Source organism: Nonomuraea roseoviolacea subsp. carminata (assembly GCF_024172185.1).
Taxonomy (GTDB): Bacteria; Actinomycetota; Actinomycetes; order Streptosporangiales; family Streptosporangiaceae; genus Nonomuraea; species Nonomuraea roseoviolacea.
Genome location: NZ_JAMZEC010000001.1, coordinates 6,560,419 through 6,576,875, shown reverse-complemented (window position 1 = coordinate 6,576,875; position 16,457 = coordinate 6,560,419). Strand labels below are relative to the sequence as shown.

Below are 16,457 nucleotides of genomic sequence, written 5' to 3'. Positions count from 1 at the left end.
CGGCTCGCGCTGGCACCCGTAGTCAAGCAAGCATATGCTTGGTCGAGTGAGCGACTATCGCAACCTCATCGGCGGCCGGCTGGTCCCCGCGGCCGACGGCAGGACCATGGACTCCGTCAACCCCGCCACCGGGGAGGTGTGGGCCCGCGTCCCCGCGAGCGGCCCCCGGGACGCCGAGGCGGCCGTGGAGGCGGCGGGCAAGGCGTTCCCCCGCTGGTCGGCCCTGCCCGCCCTGGCCCGCGCGCACGTCCTGCGCCAGGTGAGCGCCGTCTTCACCGAGCACGCCGAGGAGCTGGCCCGGCTGGAGACCCGCGACAACGGCCGGATCCTGCGCGACACCCTCACCAAGGACCTGCCCGGCATGGCGTACCTGTGGCAGCTCGCCGCGGGCCAATGCCTGGACGCCGTCAAGGGCGACACCGTCATCCTCGGCCCCGACACGCTCGGGATGACCCGGCGCGAGCCGTACGGCGTGGCCCTGTGCGTCATCCCGTGGAACTCCCCGATCTCGACGTTCTCCGCCAAGGCCGCCTACGCGCTGGCGGCGGGCAACACCGTGATCGTCAAGCCGGCCGAGCAGGCGAGCGTGTCGGTGCTGCGGCTGGGCGAGCTGCTGGCCGAGGTGTTCCCGCCCGGCGTGCTCAACATCGTCAGCGGGGTGGGCGAGGAGGTCGGCGACGCCCTCGTACGGCACCGCGGCGTCCACAAGATCAGCCTGACCGGCTCCACGGCCACCGCCCAGGTCATCACCCGGGCCTCGGCCGACGCGCTCAAGCCGATGACGTTCGAGCTGGGCGGCAAGTCGCCGAACATCGTCTTCCCCGACGCCGACCTCGACGCCGCCACCCAGGGCCTGACCGTGAACTCCGTCTACACCGGCAACGCGGGACAGGTCTGCGTGGCCGGCTCCCGGATGCTGATCCACCGTTCGATCTGGGACGAGATGCTGGGACGGATGGAGCGCGTCGCGTCCGGCCTGGTCCTCGACGACCCGCTGGACCTGGACACCACGATGGGGCCGATCGTGTCGCGCGGCCAGTACGAGCGGGTCACATCGTACCTGGACCTGGCCGAGAAGGAGGGCGCGGAGCTGGTCTTCGGCGGCAGGAGGGGCGCCGAGGCGGTGCCGCACCTGCCCGGCGGCTACTGGGTGTCGCCCACGCTGTACACGACCACGGACAACGGGCTGCGCGTCTGCCAGGAGGAGATCTTCGGTCCGGTGGCGGTGGCGATCCCGTTCGAGACGGACGAGGAGGCGCTGCGCGTCGCCAACGACTCCGCGTACGGGCTGGCGGCGGGTGTCTGGACGCGTGACCTGGGACGCGCCCACCGGTTCGTGCGGGACCTGCGGACCGGGACCGTGTGGGTGAACACGTTCCGGCAGATGCCGCCGGGCCTGCCGTTCGGCGGCGTGAAGGACAGCGGGTACGGGCACGACGGTGTCCTCGAGTACACCCGGGAAAAGGCCGCCGTCATTCAGATCTAGTCAGATAGATTCCCGGCCATGAGCGAGGGGATCATCAGCGAGGAGATCGACGGCGAGCCTGCCCGGACGGGCGCCACGGCCGGGAACGGCCCGGCGCCCGAGGGGCTGCCGGAAGAGGCGGCGCGTTCCCGGGTGTCCGTGGAGCTGTCCGAGGAGGCGGCGCGCTCGCGGGCGTCCGTGCTGCGCAGCCGGGCCGAGTCGTACGTGGCGTTGTCGCGCCACGACGCGGCCATCGCGGACCTGACCGAGGCGATCGCCCTGGATCCGGACAGCGCCCGCGCGTGGCGGCTGCGCGGCGAGAGCCACCGGCTGATCGGGCGGTTCGACGCGGCCCTGACCGACTTCGACGAGGCGCTGCGCCTGGAGCCGGACAGCGCGTACGCGCTCGGCTCGCGCGGCCAGGTGTACGCGGCGCTGGGCCGGCTGGAGGAGGCGCTGACCGACTTCGACCACGCGCTGACGTTGACGCCGGAGTCGTTCTGGGTGCTGGAGGGCAAGGCCGACGCCCTGGCCGACCTCGGCCGCATGGACGCCGCCCTGGACGTCCACGCTCGCATGATCGCGCTCAACCAGGACCAGGCGTACCCGTGGCTGGCCCGGGCCGAGCTGTACCAGCGCTTCCAGCTCTACGCCGAGGCCATCGACGACTACACCCGGGCGCTCGGCGTGGACCCCGAGTACGCGCGGGCGCTCAGCAGGCGCGGCGAGGCGTACCGCATGATCGACCGCTACGACGAGGCGCTGGCGGACCTGAACCGCGCGATCGAGCTGGACCCGGACAACGACCGGGCGCTGGGCAGCCGTGGCGCGGTGCTCAGCGAGCTGGGCGACGACGAGGCGGCCCTGCGCGACCTGGACCGGGCGATCGAGCTGGACCCCGAGTACGTGTGGGCGTTCCGGGTGCGCGGCGAGATCCTCCAGGATCTGGAGCGCCACGAGGAGGCGGTCGCGGACTTCACCCGGGCGCTGCGGCTGGAGTTCGGCGACGCCTGACGCCTCCCGGGAGGAGAAAACCCCACCGGCGGGTAGAAGTTCGCCCCTCCCGGTAGAAGATCCCTCAACCCAGGCAAGCCTCCGTAGCCCCGGACGCTGGGTTACCTTCCAGACACGCGCCCGCACTCCGGGCGCGACGGAAAGGCCGCACGGCCGGTAGAGCCCGAACGCCCCGGCGATCGGAGGGGGCCGGCCGTGCGGAACGGCGCCCCCGCAACCACGTGCCGGGACCGCGGTCAGTCGCCGCCGGGGCGGGCCTTGCTGGGCTGCACGCGCCGCGGCTCGCCGGGCATCTTCGGGTAGTTCGGCGGGTAGGGCAGGTCGCCCCGGCCGTCCTCGGCGTACCGCTCCAGGAGGGGCTCGATCGAGTGGGCCCGCTCGTCGATGGCCGCGTGCACGTCGCCCACCTTGGCGAAGCGGGCCGGCATGGTGCGCACGTCGAAGTCGGCCGGGTCGGCGTCCTCCAGCTCCTCCCACGTCAGCGGCGCCGAGACGGTCGCGGCGGGCCGGGCCCGCACCGAGTAGGCGCTGACGACCGTGCGGTCGCGGGCGTTCTGGTTGAAGTCGACGAACACCCGCTCGCCCCGTTCCTCCTTCCACCACGCGGTGGTGACGAGGTCGGGGGCGCGCTCCTCGACCGCCCGCGCGAGCGCGATGCCCGCGTGCCGCACCTCGACGAAGTCCCAGCGCGGCTCGATGCGGACCGCGATGTGCACGCCGCGGTTGCCCGAGGTCTTCACGAACCCCGTCATGCCGAGGTCGGCCAGCACCTCACGGGTCAGGGACGCGGCCCGGCGCGCCGCGTCGAACCCCAGCCCCGGCTGCGGGTCGAGGTCGACGCGCAGCTCGTCGGGATGCTCCACGTCGGCGGCGCGCACCTGCCACGGGTGGAAGTCGACCGTGCCGAGGTTGGCGCAGTAGGCGACGGCGGCGACCTCGGTCACCCGCAGCGAGTCGGCCTGGCGCCCGCTGGGGAAGGTGACCGTCACGGTCTGCAGCCAGTCGGGGTGCTTGGCGGGCATCCGCTTCTGGTAGATCGCCTCGGTGTGGATGCCGTCGGGGTGGCGCTTGAGGTTGGTCGGGCGGTCCCGCAGCGCCCGCAGCACGCCGTCGCCGACGCTCACGTAGTACTCGACCAGCTCGCGCTTGGTGACCCCGATCTCCGGGAAGTACACCTTGTCGGGGTTGGTGACCTTGACGGTCCGCTCCCCCACCTCGAGCTCAATGTACGGCGATGCCATGCCACCGAACCTACCCCGGCCCACCGACAAAGCCCGCGAACCCCCGGGTGGGCGGGTCCGTCCCGGAGCCCGCCTCGGTGGCGGGACCGAGGGCTCGACGGGACGGACCTGAAGATCACCCGCGTGCGCGGCTCGTACGGGCGCTGGCGCGCCGCCCGGACAAGCGCGGACCGCACCGCGCGGCGCCAGCACGGGCGTGGGCTGTGCCGCTCGGGCGATCAGGCGAGTGATCCCACCCAGAGCAGGAGGCGATGACACCCCCTTGCCTACAAAGACGCGAATACCCCCCAGAACGGATGCTTCCCCCAACGGAGATCTCTTTTTGCCGCATCTCGTACGCTGGATACATGGACAAGGTGGTCAAGAGCGATGCCGAGTGGCGGGTCCAGCTCTCCCCCGAGGAGTTCCACGTCCTCCGGGAGGCCGGCACCGAGCGGCCGTTCACCGGGGAGTACGTCGACACCAAGACCGAGGGCGTGTACTCCTGCCGCGCGTGCGGGGCCGAGCTGTTCCGGTCGGACACCAAGTTCGAGTCGCACTGCGGCTGGCCGAGCTTCTTCGCGCCGTCGGACTCGGACGCCGTGCGGCTGATCGAGGACCGCAGCCTCGGCATGGTCCGCACCGAGGTGCGGTGCGCCCGCTGCGACTCGCACCTCGGCCACGTCTTCCACGGCGAGGGCTACCCCACGCCGACCGACGACCGCTACTGCATCAACTCCGTGTCGTTGCGGCTCCAGCCGAAGGAGTGAACGGGCGGCGGCGGCGCGTACCGTCCGTCCGGCACGGGTAGGAGCGCGTGGTGACCCTTGCGCATCTGCGTCACCGGTGGGTGACGGTCGAGGCCATCGGCCGGGTCATCACGCAACGCTGCCAGGTCTGCTGGAAGACCCGCGTCCGCGTCCGCTGACCCGGCCCCGCGTCCGGGATCGGCCGTTCAGCCGGGGTCGGGGTGCGTGACGCGGCAGGTCGGGTCGGCCGGGCCCAGGATGTTGGCCAGCACCGGGTTGCCGTTCTCGCCGAACCGCGCCTGGACGAACACCACGGGGTGCGCCGCGCCCGTCCGGCGGAGGTATTCGAGGCCCCGGTAGCAGAGGGTGAGGGCGGCGGCGGAGTTGGCCGCCGACTCGGGCAGGTCCGTGTAGATGCGGAGATATCCGCCGATGGTGCGGATGTCGGTGAGGTGCCGGGCGGCGTCGTCCCGGGAGCCCCATCGGGTACGGAAGTACTCGGTCGCGGTCCGACCGGTCGTCGCGGTGCCGCCGGGCGGGGGTGTCGCGGTGGTGGGGACCGCTCCGTCCGTCCCTGTGCCGGGGGACGGCCGGGTCGCCGGGGTCCTGGCGGCCGAGGGGGTGGCCGGTGTCCTGGCTGCCGAGGGGGCGGTCGGACGGGTCGCCGGTCGAGAGGTGGAGGTGGCCCGGGGCGAGGCGCCATGTGCCCATGGGGCCGCGGGAGGAGGCGCTTGCCGGACGGTCGAACGGGCCGCCGGTTCGCCGCCCGTCACATCCGCGCGGCCTCCGGCCTCGGGCTGTCCCGCCGCACGTTGCCCGGTCACGTCCTGCCGGGCGCCGTCCGCGAGCACGCCGTCTCCGGGCGTGCCGCCGTGTGGGCCGTCGCCGGTTTCCGGGCTCAGGGCTCGGGCCGCGGTACGGCTCACCCCGGGCGCGGTCCCTCGGCCGCCGTCGCCCCTGCCCGTTTCCCCGTTCGCGGAGAAGACCGCGTCGAGAGGCCCGCCGCCGAGCAGGGCCACCCCGCCCGCCAGCAGCACCGAACCGGCCGACACCCACACCAGCCACGCCCTGCGTGCCACGCCCCGCCGCCCGCGCGCCCCGGACACCCGCGCATGCCTGCGCCCCTGCCTGTCCGCACGCCCGGGCCGCTGATCGCCCCGCCGACCGGCCCGGCGACCGATCCGCCGGGCGACGCGGCGGGCGACACGGCGACCGATCCGCCGGGCGATCCGGCCGGTCGCCCGCCTCTCATGGCGCCCTGCCTGCTCGCGCCGCCCGACCTCATCGCGCCCCGGCGCCTCGTCGTGCCGCCCGATCCCGTCGTATCCCTCGGCCTCGTCATGCCGCCCGGGAACGTCATGCTGCCCGGCCTCGTCGTGTCGCGCGCTCTCGTCGTACGAGTCCTCCCACCGGAACGGCGCGGTCGCCGCGTCCGGCTCCCAGCCGGGCGAGCCGTCCCCGTCGGGCCACCCGTCGCCCGTCCCGCATCTCCACCCCCCGACGAGCCGCTCCCACGCGCTGGCCACCGCCTCGTCGTCCCCGTACGGAAGGTCCTCCGGCAGCAGCCCGGGCGGGAGCCCGTCCCACGGACCGTCACCGTACGGATGCCTTCCGTGCCTGCCCCAGCCCATGGTCAAGGCGCCCCCCTGGAACGTGACAACCCGCCGTCAACCCCGAGTCTGACGCAGCGGGTAGATCAATGCAGGGGGATCGCCAACTTCCCCTTGACCGTTCTACGGCAGCGCGGCGACCAGCTCGGTGATCGGCTTGCGGGCGCCGGTGTAGAAGGGGATCTCCAAACGGGTGTGCCGCCGGGCCTGGGCGGCGCGCAGCTCGCGCATGAGGTCGACGATGCGGTGCAGCTCGTCGGCCTCGAAGGCGAGCATCCACTCGTAGTCGTTGAGCGCGAAGCAGGCGACCGTGTTGGCCCGCACGTCGGGGTAGCCGCGGGCCATCTGCCCGTGCTCGGCGAGCATGGCGCGCCGCTCGGAGTCGTCCAGGAGGTACCACTCCAGGGAGCGGACGAACGGGTAGACGCTCACGTACGCCCGGGGCTGCTCCTCGGCGAGGAACGCGGGGATGTGCGACTTGTTGAACTCGGCCGGCCGGTGCAGCGCCATGGCCGACCAGACCGGCTCGCTGTGGCGGCCCAGCTCGGTGCGGCGGAAGCGGGAGTAGACGTCCTGCAGGTCCTCGGGGGTGGGGGCGTGCCACCAGAACATGTAGTCGGCGTCGGCGCGGAACCCGGCCACGTCGTAGACGCCGCGGGTGACGACGTCCTTCAGCGCAGCCTGCTCCAGCAGCTCGCCGACCTCCGCGCCGATGCCCTCGCGCTCGGCGGGCAGGGGCCCGGACGCCTTGAAGACGGACCACATCGTGTAGCGGATCACCTGGTTGAGATCGCGGGCCTTGAGCCGCGGTGCGCCCTCTGTCATGGCTCTATTCTCCCCGCAGGGACAGGTGGTCCAGAATCCGGGCGGCGGCCGTGCGGGCCGTGGCGACGCAGGCCGGTACGCCGAGACCGTCGTAGGCGGCCCCGCACACCGCGAGCCCGGGCTGCACGGCGACGGCGGCGCGGACGCGGGCGACCCGGTCGAGGTGGCCCACGTTGTACTGGGGCAGGGAGCCGCCCCAGCGGGTGACCCGGGTGTCGAGGGGCAGCCCGCGCACGCCCATGACGTCGGCCATCTCGGCCATGGCGAGCGCGACCAGCTCGGTGTCGTCGCGCTGGAGCAGGTGCTCCTCGCCGATGCGGCCGATGGAGCAGCGCAGCAGCACGAGTCCGTCGCCGGCCAGGTGGGGCCACTTGACGGAGCTGAACGTGACGGCCTTGACCGGCCTGCCCTCGACGGGCGGCACCAGGTAGCCGCTCTGGCCGGGCGGCTCGGGGAACGCCTCGGCGGCGTAGGCGAGCGTGACGATGGCCATGCTGGCGTACTCGATGCGCGACAGCTCGGCCGACGCCTTGGGCACCTCGGCCTTGAGCAGGCGGGCGGCCGCGGTGGCGGGGGTGGCGACGATCACGGCGTCGGCCTCGACCACCTCGGGCCGCGGCACGGGCCCGGTCACCAGCCGCCAGCCCTCGGCGGTGCGGTGCAGCTCGCGGACGGTCACGCCGGTGCGGATCTCCGCCTCCGACGCCTTGGCGACCGTCTCGGGCAGGGCGCCGAGGCCGCCGCGCAGGGTGGCGAACACGGGCCCGCCGGCGCTGGGCGCCTCCTCGACGATCTGGCGGGCGGCGTTCAGCAGCGACCGCTCGGAGCGGGCGGCGGCGGCCACCCGGGGCATCGTCGCCTCCAGCGACAGCCGGTCGGAGCGGCCCGCGTAGACGCCGCCGAGCAGCGGCTCGACGAGCCGGTCGAGCACCTCGCCGCCCATGCGGGCGCGGATGTAGGCGGCCACGGACACGTCGGTGCGGACGAGGGTGGGCGGCAGGATCTGGTCCATCGGCACCCGCAGCAGCCCGCCGGGCGAGACGATGCCGGACCTCGCCAGCTCGGTCAGGTCGGCGGGCACGCCCATGACCTGGGCCTTGGGCATGGTCCGCAGCGTGCCCCGGCTGAGCACGGCCGCCCGCGCCGAGCTGGGACCGACCAGGTCGTCGCCGAGCCCCACCGCCTTGGCCAGCTCCGTGCCCTCGGGCCGCCGGGCCAGGACGGCCTCGGCTCCCGCGTCGACGCTGATCCCGGCGACCTCGGAGGCGTGCAGCTTGCCGCCGACGCGGGGGCCGCCTTCGAGGACCGTCACCCTGATGCGATCGCCGCCCGCCTGGCGGAGGTGCCATGCCGCGGCCAGACCGGAGATCCCGCCGCCGACGACGACCACGTGCGCCCGATTCCGTTCCACGCCTCCAGACGCTACCGTCTCCGCGCTCCGCCCGGCCGCCCGGGGCGCGGTCCGACCCGGCCGGACGCCGCCGTCTCCGGCTCCGGGATCGCTCGCCGCCGACGCGCGCACGTGACCGTACCGTGACGGATTCGATCAAACCCCTCCAGGGCGCGATCCGTCACAAGGGCATGAGGAGATTCCAGTACGGCACGGCGCTGGCGGCCGCGTGCGCGGCCCTGCTGCTGACCGGCCTGACGGGCTGCGGCGGAAGCTCGAACCTGCGCTCCACGTCCGGGGCGCAGGCCTCCCCGGCGGACGAGCCCGCCGTCGCCGCGGACGGCGCCGCGAAGGCGACCCGCCGGCCCGAGGCCCAGGACGGGGCCGGCCGGACGGCCGGCAAGAACATCGCCTCGGACGTCGCGGTCACCGCCCAGGAGCGGCAGGTCGTCTACGTCGCCAGGATGACGGTGCGGGCCAAGGAGGTCACGGCCGCGGTCCAGAAGGCCAAGCAGGTCGTCACGGGCGCGGGCGGCTACCTGGCGAAGGAGCAGACGAACTCGTCCGACGGCGGCGACGGCAGCGCCGAGCTGGAGTTCAAGATCCCGCCGGCGCGGTACGCGGAGGTGCTGGCGAGCCTGGGCCGGGACCTGGGCAAGCAGCTCTCGCTCGACCAGGGCACCGAGGACGTCACCATGCAGGTGGCCGACGTCAACAGCCGCCTCCGGTCGGCGCAGCAGGCGCTGGACTCGCTGCGCACGCTGCTGAAGAAGGCCAACACGATCGGCCAGGTGCTGGAGGTGGAGCGGGAGATCGCGGCCCGCGAGGCGGACCTGGAGTCGTTGCAGGCGCAGCAGAAGGAGCTGGCGACGCAGGTGAGCATGGCCACGCTCACGCTGAACGTGGTCGGCCCGGTCACGGTGGTCGAGCCGCCGTCGGAGGACCCGCCGGGCTTCCTCGGCGGGCTGGCGACGGGCTGGAAGGCGCTGGTGTCGTTCGTGAAGGTGGCGCTCACCGTGCTGGGCGTGCTGCTGCCCTGGCTGCTGCTCGTGGCGCCGGTGGTCGCGCTGGTCGTCTTCCTGGCGCGCCGCAGCGGCCGCCGCCGGGCCGTCCCGCCACCACCGCCCGCGCGCCCCGGAGGCGGCTTCCCGCCGCCCCCGCCACCGGTGAGGCCGGAGAACGCCGCACCATCCGCCGGACCCGAAGGCGCCGCACCGGCCGTGCGGGGCGAGAGCCCCGAGCCGCCGCCTCCGCCAGGGCCGGCCGCTCCCGCCGCGTCCTGAGCGAGCGGACGGCCGGGCCGGCCGTTCCCGCCGCGTCCTGCGCGGGCGGACGGCCGGGCGGGTCAGGACTCGTGAACCAGGTCGGTCAGCCGCTTGAGCTGGTCGGGGTCGGTGGAGGGCAGCACGCCGTGCCCGAGGTTGAACACGTGCCCCTCGGCCTGACGCCCCTCGCGCAGCACCTCGCGGGCCTTGCGCTCGACCGCCTCCCACGGGGCGAGCAGGATCGCCGGGTCGAGGTTGCCCTGCAGCGCCTTGCCGGGCCCGACCCGGCGGGCGGCCTCGTCCAGCGGCACCCGCCAGTCGACGCCGACCACGTCGGCCCCCGCCTCGCCGAGCAGGCCGAGCAGCTCGCCGGTGCCGACGCCGAAGTGGATGCGGGGCACGTCGAGGTCGGCCAGGCCCTCGAAGATGCGGCGCGTGTAGGGCAGCACGTACTCGCGGTAGTCGGCGGGGGCGACGGCGCCGACCCAGGAGTCGAAGAGCTGGAGGGCCGAGGCGCCCGCCTCGACCTGGAGGCGCAGGTGGGCCAGGACGATGCCGGTCAGGCGGTCCATCAGCGCGTGCCACAGGCGGGGCGCGCCGTACATCATGGCCTTGGTGTGGTCGTGGTTGCGGGACGGGCCGCCCTCGATGAGGTAGGCGCCGAGCGTGAAGGGCGCGCCGGCGAAGCCGATGAGCGGCGTGCCGCCGAGCTCGCCGGTCAGCGCCCGGATCGCCTCGGTGATGTAGGGGACGTCGTCGGGCTCCAGCGGACGCAGCGCGTCGAGGTCGGCCTCCTCGCGGATCGGCTGGGCGATGACCGGCCCGACGCCGGGCTTGATGTCGAGGTCGACGCCGATGGCCTTGAGCGGCACGACGATGTCGCTGTAGAAGACGGCCGCGTCGACGCCGTAGCGGCGGACCGGCTGCATGGTGATCTCGACGACGAGGTCGGGCGTGGCGCACGCCTGGAGCATCGGCACGCCCCCGCGGGCCGTGTGGTATTCGGGCAGCGCCCGGCCGGCCTGCCGCATGAACCAGACCGGGGTGTGCGGGACGGGCTGGCGGCGGCAGGCGCGCAGGAACGCTGAGTCGGCGAGATTCACCCTCCAAGGGTGCCATGACCTCGCGCCGGTCCCCGCATCGGCACGAGCTGTCGGAAAAGTATGCGTTGAACACCCCAAATCATGATCGAATAGTCAGATGGAGTTTTACCGGCTGACCGGGCCCTGGGCGCTCACGCGGGTCGAACACACCCCATGGGCGACCAGAATGCCGGTCTTGACTGGACCAAATGTTCGCCAAGCGACCGCGCGGCACCGATTCAGCATCCACTTTCGGGACACGCCGAGCGCGTTGCGGGGAATTGTCGGTCAGGCGTGCCAACGTCGGAGCCACGATCCGAAGAAAGGCCCCGTTGCGATGACAGGTGCGATGACCGGCGCCGCCGCAGGCGCCGTCCCCACGGCCGTCCCCGATGCCACGCCCCGGCCTGTGACCGGCGCCGCCGCCGGGTCGTGGCGCATCCCGTCACCGTCCGCCCGCCAGCGGGTTGCGGCAGCGGGTTGAGCAGGCACGATGAGCACCCCCGTGGTCCCGTTCCCCCAGGCCCCGGCCTACGCTGCGACCATGACCTCGAGTGACCGGCCGCCGGCTCCCCCGGCGTTCAGGCGCGCGGCCGAGAGCCTGCGCCAGGTCGAGGTCAGGCCGGAGATCGAGCTGGAGGACCTGCCCGCGCCGCAGCGCCTGGCGCCCTGGTCCGCCGCCGTCGGCGCGTCGGTCTACCGCGACGACGACGAGCTGGCCGTGGGCCGGCTGATCCTGCTCTACGACCCCGACGGGCAGCGCGGCTGGGACGGCCCGTTCCGGCTGGTGGCCTACGTGCGCGCCGACATGGAGCCGGAGATCACCTCCGACCCGCTGCTCGGCCCGGTGGCGTGGAGCTGGCTGACCGAGGCCCTGGACGCCCACCACGCCGACTACTCGGCGGCCGGCGGTACGGTGACAAGGGCGGTGTCCGAGGGGTTCGGCAACAAGGCCGATGACCCGGTCACCACCGAGCTGGAGCTGCGGGCCTCCTGGTCCCCCACCCAGGAAGACCTCTCCGGCCACGTGGCCGCCTGGTGCGACCTCATGTGCGTGGCCGCGGGGATCCCGCCGCTTCCGCCCGATGTGGCGCCCCTCCCCCGCAGGCGCGAAGATCCGGAGAGTGACCGTACGAAGTGAGGGCACCAGTCGACACGTCATCCCCGTCATGAGAGCGGTGAACTCATGACAGAAGAACGAACCGTGGACAGCGGCGGCGTCGCCACCGGCGCGGAGCGCCCGGTCGTGCCGCTGCTGGAGCCGCGCGAGGGCATACCGCCGGTCGTGTCGGACGCGGCCGCGCTGGCCGAGGTGGTCGCGGCGGTGGAGCGCGGCAGCGGGCCGGTGGCCGTCGACGCCGAGCGCGCGTCCGGTTACCGCTACGGCAACCGCGCCTACCTGGTGCAGCTGCGCCGGGCCGGCGCGGGCACCGCGCTGATCGACCCGATCGCCTGCCCCGACCTGTCGGGCCTGGACGCGGCCGTGGCGGGCGCCGAGGTCGTGCTGCACGCCGCCTCGCAGGACCTGCCGTGCCTGCTGGAGGTCGGGTTCCGGCCGCGGGCGCTGTTCGACACCGAGCTGGCCGGCCGGCTGCTCGGCTACGAGCGGGTGGGGCTCGGCACGATGGTGGAGATGGTGCTGGGGCTGCGGCTGGAGAAGGGCCACTCGGCCGCCGACTGGTCGACCCGGCCGCTGCCGGAGGACTGGCTGCGCTACGCCGCGCTCGACGTGGAGGTCCTCGTCGAGCTGCGTGACCGGTTGCACGCCGAGCTGGAGGAGGCGGGCAAGCTGGAGTGGGCGCGCGAGGAGTTCGCCGCCGTGCTGCGCACGCCGCCCGCCGTCCCCCGCTCCGACCCGTGGCGGCGCACGTCCGGCATCCACAAGGTGCGCAACGTGCGGGCGCTGGCGATCGTGCGCGAGCTGTGGACGATGCGCGACCGGATCGCCCGCGAGAACGACCTGGCGCCCGGCCGGGTGCTGCCCGACTCGGCGATCGTGGCCGCCGCCCTCGACGTGCCGCGCACGAAGAAGGCGCTGACGGAGATCGCGCCGTTCACCGGCCGCAGCGCCCGCCGCTACATGAGCGAGTGGCTGAGCGCGGTCAGCCGGGCCCGGGCGCTTCCCGACACGCAGCTCCCGCAGCCGAGCACGCCGGGCGACGGCCCGCCGCCGGCCAACCGCTGGCCCGACCGCGACCCCGCCGCCGCCAAGCGGCTGGCCGCGGCCCGCGCCGTGGTCGCCGCGCTGGCCGACGAGCACCGCATGCCGACGGAGAACCTCCTGCAGCCCGACGCGGTCCGGCGGCTCACCTGGGAGCCGCCGAAGCAGATCACCGAGGAGAGCGTGGCCGAGCGGCTGCGCGAGCTCGGCGTCCGCGAGTGGCAGCTCTCCCTCACCGCCCGCCCGCTGGCCCGGTCCCTGGCCCGGCTGGAGACCAAGGGCGAGCTCTAACACCAGCCGCCGACGGCACTTGACGCCTCCGGCGGCTCGGCTTTACCGTTCGGGAAAGCGCTTTCCCCGAAAGGACCCCCATGAGCGTGCGCACGATCGGCGTCGTGATGAACGGCGTCACCGGACGGATGGGATACCGCCAGCACCTGGTCCGGTCCGTCCTGGCCATCAACGAGCAGGGCGGCGTCACGCTCTCGGACGGCAGCCGCGTCAGGCTGCGCCCGGTCCTCGTCGGGCGCAGCGCCGCCAAGCTGGCCGAGCTGGCCGACCGGCACGGCATCCCCGACCACACGACCGAGCTCGACGCCGCGCTGGCCGACCCCGACAACCTGATCTACTTCGACGCCCAGGTCACCTCGGCCCGGGTCAAGGCCGTGCTGAAGGCGATCGAGGCGGGCAAGCACATCTACGCCGAGAAGCCCACGGCCGAGTCGGTCGAGGAGGCCGTGGCGCTGGCCGAGGCCGCCACGGCGCGCGGCGTGAAGAACGGCGTGGTCCAGGACAAGCTGTTCCTGCCGGGCCTGCTGAAGCTGAAGCGGCTGATCGACGGCGGCTTCTTCGGCCGGATCCTGTCGGTGCGCGGGGAGTTCGGCTACTGGGTGTTCGAGGGCGACTGGCAGGAGGCGCAGCGCCCGTCCTGGAACTACCGGGCCGAGGACGGCGGCGGCATCGTGCTCGACATGTTCCCGCACTGGCACTACGTCATGGAGAACCTGTTCGGCCGGGTCCGCTCGGTCTACGCCCAGGCCGTGACGCACGTGCCGCGGCGGGTGGACGAGAAGGGCCACCCCTACCAGGCCACGGCCGACGACGCCGCGTACGGGGTGTTCGAGCTGGAGGGCGGCGTGATCGCGCAGATCAACTCCTCCTGGACCGTGCGCGTGAACCGCGACGAGCTGGTGGAGTTCCAGGTGGACGGCACGGAGGGCAGCGCGGTCGCCGGCCTGCGCAACTGCCGGGTCCAGCACCGCGCGGCCACCCCCAAGCCCGTCTGGAACCCCGACCTGCCCGTCACGGCCCGCTTCCGCGACGGCTGGCAGGAGGTGCCCGACAACGCCGAGTTCGACAACGGCTTCAAGATCCAGTGGGAGCTGTTCGTCCGGCACGTCCTGGAGGACGCGCCGTTCCCGTACGACTTCGCCGCCGGCGCCCGCGGCGTGCAGCTCGCCGAGCTGGGCCTGCGCTCGTCGGCCGAGGGCCGCCGGATCGAGGTGCCGCAGCTGTGAGGATCGACCTGCCCGGGGGCGCGTACGAGCTGCGCGAGCCGGTCGCCTGGCCCGTGCCGGACGGCCCGGCCGCGAGCCGCGTCGTGTACGCGGCGGCGCACGTGGTGGCCGACCCGCTCGGCGACAACACGCCCGGCTCCCCCGCCGCCGTCGACTGGGACGCCACGCTGCGCTTCCGCCATCACCTGTGGTCGCACGGCCTGCGCGTCGCCGACGCGATGGACACCGCGCAGCGCAACATGGGCCTCGACTGGGCCGCGACGAAGGAGCTCATCCGGCGCAGCGCCGAGGAGGCGCGCGCGTTCGGCGACCCGGCCGAGCTGGTGGCCTGCGGCGCCGGCACGGACCACGCCCCCGGCGCCGACGACCTGAAGGCCGTCACCGCCGCCTACGCCGAGCAGATCGAGACCGTGCAGGCGGCCGGCGCCCGCGTGATCGTCATGGCCTCGCGCCAGCTCGCCCGCGCGGCGGCCGGCCCCGCGGACTACCACCAGGTGTACGGCGAGCTGCTCGGCCTGGCCGAGCGGCCGGTGATCCTGCACTGGCTCGGCGAGATGTTCGACCCGCGGCTGGCCGGCTACTGGGGCTCGCGGGACGTGGCCGCCGCCACCCGCGCGTTCCTGGAGCTCGTCCACGCCCACCCGGACAGGGTGGACGGGGTGAAGGTGTCGCTGCTGGACGAGGAGCACGAGGTCGCGCTGCGCGCCGCGCTGCCGGAGGGCGTGCGCCTCTACACCGGCGACGACTTCAACTACCCGTCGCTGATCAGGTCGGGCTCGCACGCGCTGCTCGGCATCTTCGACGCGATCGCGCCGGCCGCCGCCGCGGCGCTGCGGGCGCTGGACGCCGCCGAGGCCGCGACCGGCGAGGAGCGCGAGCGGCACCTGGCCCGCTACGACGAGATCCTGGCGCCGACGGTCCCGCTGTCGCGCAAGATCTTCGAGACGCCGACGTACCACTACAAGACCGGCATCGTCTTCCTGGCCTGGCTGAACGGCCACCAGGACGCGTTCGCCATGGTCAACGGCGCCCAGTCGGCCCGCTCGCTGACCCACCTGGCGGAGGTGTTCCGGCTGGCCGACCGGGCCGGGCTGCTGGCCGATCCGGAGCTGGCCGTGCGCCGCATGAAGGCGCTGCTGGCGGTGAACGGGCTGTGAACCTCTCCCTCAACCAGTGGACCACCAGGCGCTGGACGGTGGCCGAGGCCGTCGACGGGTGCGTGCGGCACGGGTTGGAGGCCATCGGCCTGTGGCGGCAGGAGGTGGCCCACCAGGGGCTGGCCGAGTCGGTCAAGCTGGTGCGCGCGGCCGGGCTGCGGGTGTCGTCGCTGTGCCGGGGCGGCTTCCTCACGGCCGGCGGGCTGCCGGGCGAGCAGGGCCGCCGGGCCTTCGCCGCGGCGCTGGAGGACAACCGGCGGGCCGTGGACGAGGCGGCCGAGCTGGGCGCGGCCTGCCTGGTCATGGTGGTGGGCGGGCTGCCCGGGGTGGCGCCGGGCGAGCCGCTGTCCGGCCCGGTGTCCCGGGACGTCGCCGGGGCCCGGGAGCGGGTGGCGGAGGGGCTGGCCGAGCTCGCGCCGTACGCGGGCGAGCGGGGCGTGAAACTGGCGCTGGAGCCGCTGCACCCGATGTACTGCGCGGACCGGGCCGTCCTGTCCACCCTGGAGCAGGCCGTGGACCTGTGCCTGCCGTACCCGGTGGAGCAGGTCGGGGTGGTGGTCGACACCTTCCACGTGTGGTGGGACCCGCGGCTGTTCGAGCAGATCGCCCGCGCCGGCGCGCGGATCGCCTCGTACCAGGTGTGCGACTTCCTGCACCCGCTGCCGGCCGACGTGCTGCTCGGACGCGGCATGATGGGCGACGGCGTGATCGACTTCGCGCCGATCACCCGGGCCGTGCGGGAGGCCGGCTACACGGGGGACGTGGAGGTCGAGATCTTCAACGCCGACGTCTGGGCGGCCGACCCGGACGAGGTGCTGGCCACCATGAAGGCGCGCTTCGCCGAGGTCGTCCTGCGGTCCTGACGGCCGGTCCGACGGCCGGTCCGATGGGGCGCCGCCCTGCTCGGGGGCGGCGCCGCCCGCTCGGACGGCGGTGGTGTTGTTAGGGTGTGGGCGGGCAGGAACCCGCTGCGGCCGCCAGGCTCTCCTGACGCCTGACCGT

The 16,457-nt window shown here is 74.0% G+C and carries 14 protein-coding genes; 9 read left to right on the top strand and 5 right to left on the bottom strand.

Annotated features, from left to right (window positions below):
* Nucleotides 1-46: 46 nt before the first annotated feature.
* Together HD595_RS30360 and HD595_RS30355 are read left to right on the top strand one after the other, a co-directional pair.
* Complete coding sequence (locus tag HD595_RS30360; RefSeq protein WP_253774943.1) at nucleotides 47-1,486, top strand: aldehyde dehydrogenase family protein; 1,440 nt, start codon at nucleotides 47-49, stop codon at nucleotides 1,484-1,486.
* Nucleotides 1,487-1,504: 18 nt separating this feature from the next.
* Nucleotides 1,505-2,479, top strand: coding sequence for a tetratricopeptide repeat protein (locus tag HD595_RS30355; protein WP_253774941.1), 975 nt, complete (start codon nucleotides 1,505-1,507; stop codon nucleotides 2,477-2,479).
* Nucleotides 2,480-2,715: 236 nt separating this feature from the next.
* On the opposite strand, the gene ligD is transcribed toward HD595_RS30355, so the two are convergent.
* Nucleotides 2,716-3,720: a non-homologous end-joining DNA ligase gene (ligD, locus tag HD595_RS30350; RefSeq protein ID WP_253774939.1), complete on the bottom strand. Its 1,005-nt coding sequence runs from the start codon at nucleotides 3,718-3,720 to the stop codon at nucleotides 2,716-2,718.
* A gap of 347 nt (nucleotides 3,721-4,067) precedes the next feature.
* Here ligD and msrB point away from each other — a divergent pair, with 347 nt between their 5' ends.
* On the top strand, nucleotides 4,068-4,469 hold the full coding sequence (gene msrB / locus HD595_RS30345; RefSeq protein ID WP_253774937.1) for a peptide-methionine (R)-S-oxide reductase MsrB: 402 nt from the start codon (nucleotides 4,068-4,070) through the stop codon (nucleotides 4,467-4,469).
* 185 nt (nucleotides 4,470-4,654) lie between these two features.
* Here the strand turns inward: msrB and HD595_RS30340 are convergent, their stop codons facing one another.
* The 3 genes from HD595_RS30340 to hemG all read right to left on the bottom strand — a co-directional run bounded on the left by HD595_RS30340 (nucleotide 4,655) and on the right by hemG (nucleotide 8,294).
* Nucleotides 4,655-6,085 (bottom strand): hypothetical protein, encoded by a 1,431-nt coding sequence (locus HD595_RS30340; RefSeq protein WP_253774935.1) that lies wholly within the window; start codon nucleotides 6,083-6,085, stop codon nucleotides 4,655-4,657.
* 96 nt (nucleotides 6,086-6,181) lie between these two features.
* Entirely contained in the window at nucleotides 6,182-6,883 is a 702-nt protein-coding gene (hemQ, locus tag HD595_RS30335) for a hydrogen peroxide-dependent heme synthase (protein WP_253774933.1), read from the bottom strand.
* 4 nt (nucleotides 6,884-6,887) lie between these two features.
* The gene (gene hemG / locus HD595_RS30330; protein WP_253774931.1) at nucleotides 6,888-8,294 is read right to left on the bottom strand and encodes a protoporphyrinogen oxidase; all 1,407 of its coding nucleotides are present in this window, start codon (nucleotides 8,292-8,294) and stop codon (nucleotides 6,888-6,890) included.
* Between the two features lie 170 nt (nucleotides 8,295-8,464).
* Between hemG and HD595_RS46160 the strand changes: the two genes are divergently transcribed.
* Nucleotides 8,465-9,556, top strand: a complete 1,092-nt coding sequence (locus HD595_RS46160) for a DUF4349 domain-containing protein (protein ID WP_301309639.1) — start codon at nucleotides 8,465-8,467, stop codon at nucleotides 9,554-9,556.
* Nucleotides 9,557-9,618: 62 nt separating this feature from the next.
* Here HD595_RS46160 and hemE read toward each other — a convergent pair whose 3' ends face one another.
* Nucleotides 9,619-10,641, bottom strand: coding sequence for a uroporphyrinogen decarboxylase (hemE, locus tag HD595_RS30320; protein WP_253774929.1), 1,023 nt, complete (start codon nucleotides 10,639-10,641; stop codon nucleotides 9,619-9,621).
* A 523-nt stretch (nucleotides 10,642-11,164) separates the two neighbouring features.
* Between hemE and HD595_RS30315 the strand changes: the two genes are divergently transcribed.
* The 5 genes from HD595_RS30315 (at nucleotide 11,165) to HD595_RS30295 (ending at nucleotide 16,318) form a co-directional block, all read left to right on the top strand.
* A complete protein-coding gene (locus HD595_RS30315; protein ID WP_175602294.1) occupies nucleotides 11,165-11,761 on the top strand; it encodes a DUF3000 domain-containing protein in 597 nt (198 codons plus the stop codon).
* Nucleotides 11,762-11,806: 45 nt separating this feature from the next.
* Nucleotides 11,807-13,072: a ribonuclease D gene (locus HD595_RS30310; RefSeq protein ID WP_253774927.1), complete on the top strand. Its 1,266-nt coding sequence runs from the start codon at nucleotides 11,807-11,809 to the stop codon at nucleotides 13,070-13,072.
* 80 nt (nucleotides 13,073-13,152) lie between these two features.
* Complete coding sequence (locus HD595_RS30305; RefSeq protein ID WP_253774925.1) at nucleotides 13,153-14,298, top strand: Gfo/Idh/MocA family protein; 1,146 nt, start codon at nucleotides 13,153-13,155, stop codon at nucleotides 14,296-14,298.
* Nucleotides 14,295-15,455 carry a dihydrodipicolinate synthase family protein gene (locus HD595_RS30300; RefSeq protein ID WP_253774923.1) on the top strand — a complete coding sequence of 387 codons (1,161 nt, stop codon included), beginning with the start codon at nucleotides 14,295-14,297 and terminating at the stop codon, nucleotides 15,453-15,455. The genes HD595_RS30305 and HD595_RS30300 overlap by 4 nt, the downstream gene beginning before the upstream one ends.
* Nucleotides 15,452-16,318, top strand: a complete 867-nt coding sequence (locus HD595_RS30295) for a sugar phosphate isomerase/epimerase family protein (protein WP_253774921.1) — start codon at nucleotides 15,452-15,454, stop codon at nucleotides 16,316-16,318. The genes HD595_RS30300 and HD595_RS30295 overlap by 4 nt, the downstream gene beginning before the upstream one ends.
* Nucleotides 16,319-16,457: the final 139 nt, after the last annotated feature.

Excerpts from the sequence above, each read along its gene's own strand:
- HD595_RS30355 (WP_253774941.1), top strand. The coding sequence starts at position 1,505 with ATGAGCGAGGGGATCATCAGCGAGGAGATCGACGGCGAGCCTGCCCGG.
- ligD (WP_253774939.1), bottom strand. The coding sequence starts at position 3,720 with ATGGCATCGCCGTACATTGAGCTCGAGGTGGGGGAGCGGACCGTCAAG.
- msrB (WP_253774937.1), top strand. The coding sequence starts at position 4,068 with ATGGACAAGGTGGTCAAGAGCGATGCCGAGTGGCGGGTCCAGCTCTCC.
- hemQ (WP_253774933.1), bottom strand. The coding sequence starts at position 6,883 with ATGACAGAGGGCGCACCGCGGCTCAAGGCCCGCGATCTCAACCAGGTG.
- HD595_RS46160 (WP_301309639.1), top strand. The coding sequence starts at position 8,465 with ATGAGGAGATTCCAGTACGGCACGGCGCTGGCGGCCGCGTGCGCGGCC.
- HD595_RS30315 (WP_175602294.1), top strand. The coding sequence starts at position 11,165 with ATGACCTCGAGTGACCGGCCGCCGGCTCCCCCGGCGTTCAGGCGCGCG.
- HD595_RS30310 (WP_253774927.1), top strand. The coding sequence starts at position 11,807 with ATGACAGAAGAACGAACCGTGGACAGCGGCGGCGTCGCCACCGGCGCG.
- HD595_RS30305 (WP_253774925.1), top strand. The coding sequence starts at position 13,153 with ATGAGCGTGCGCACGATCGGCGTCGTGATGAACGGCGTCACCGGACGG.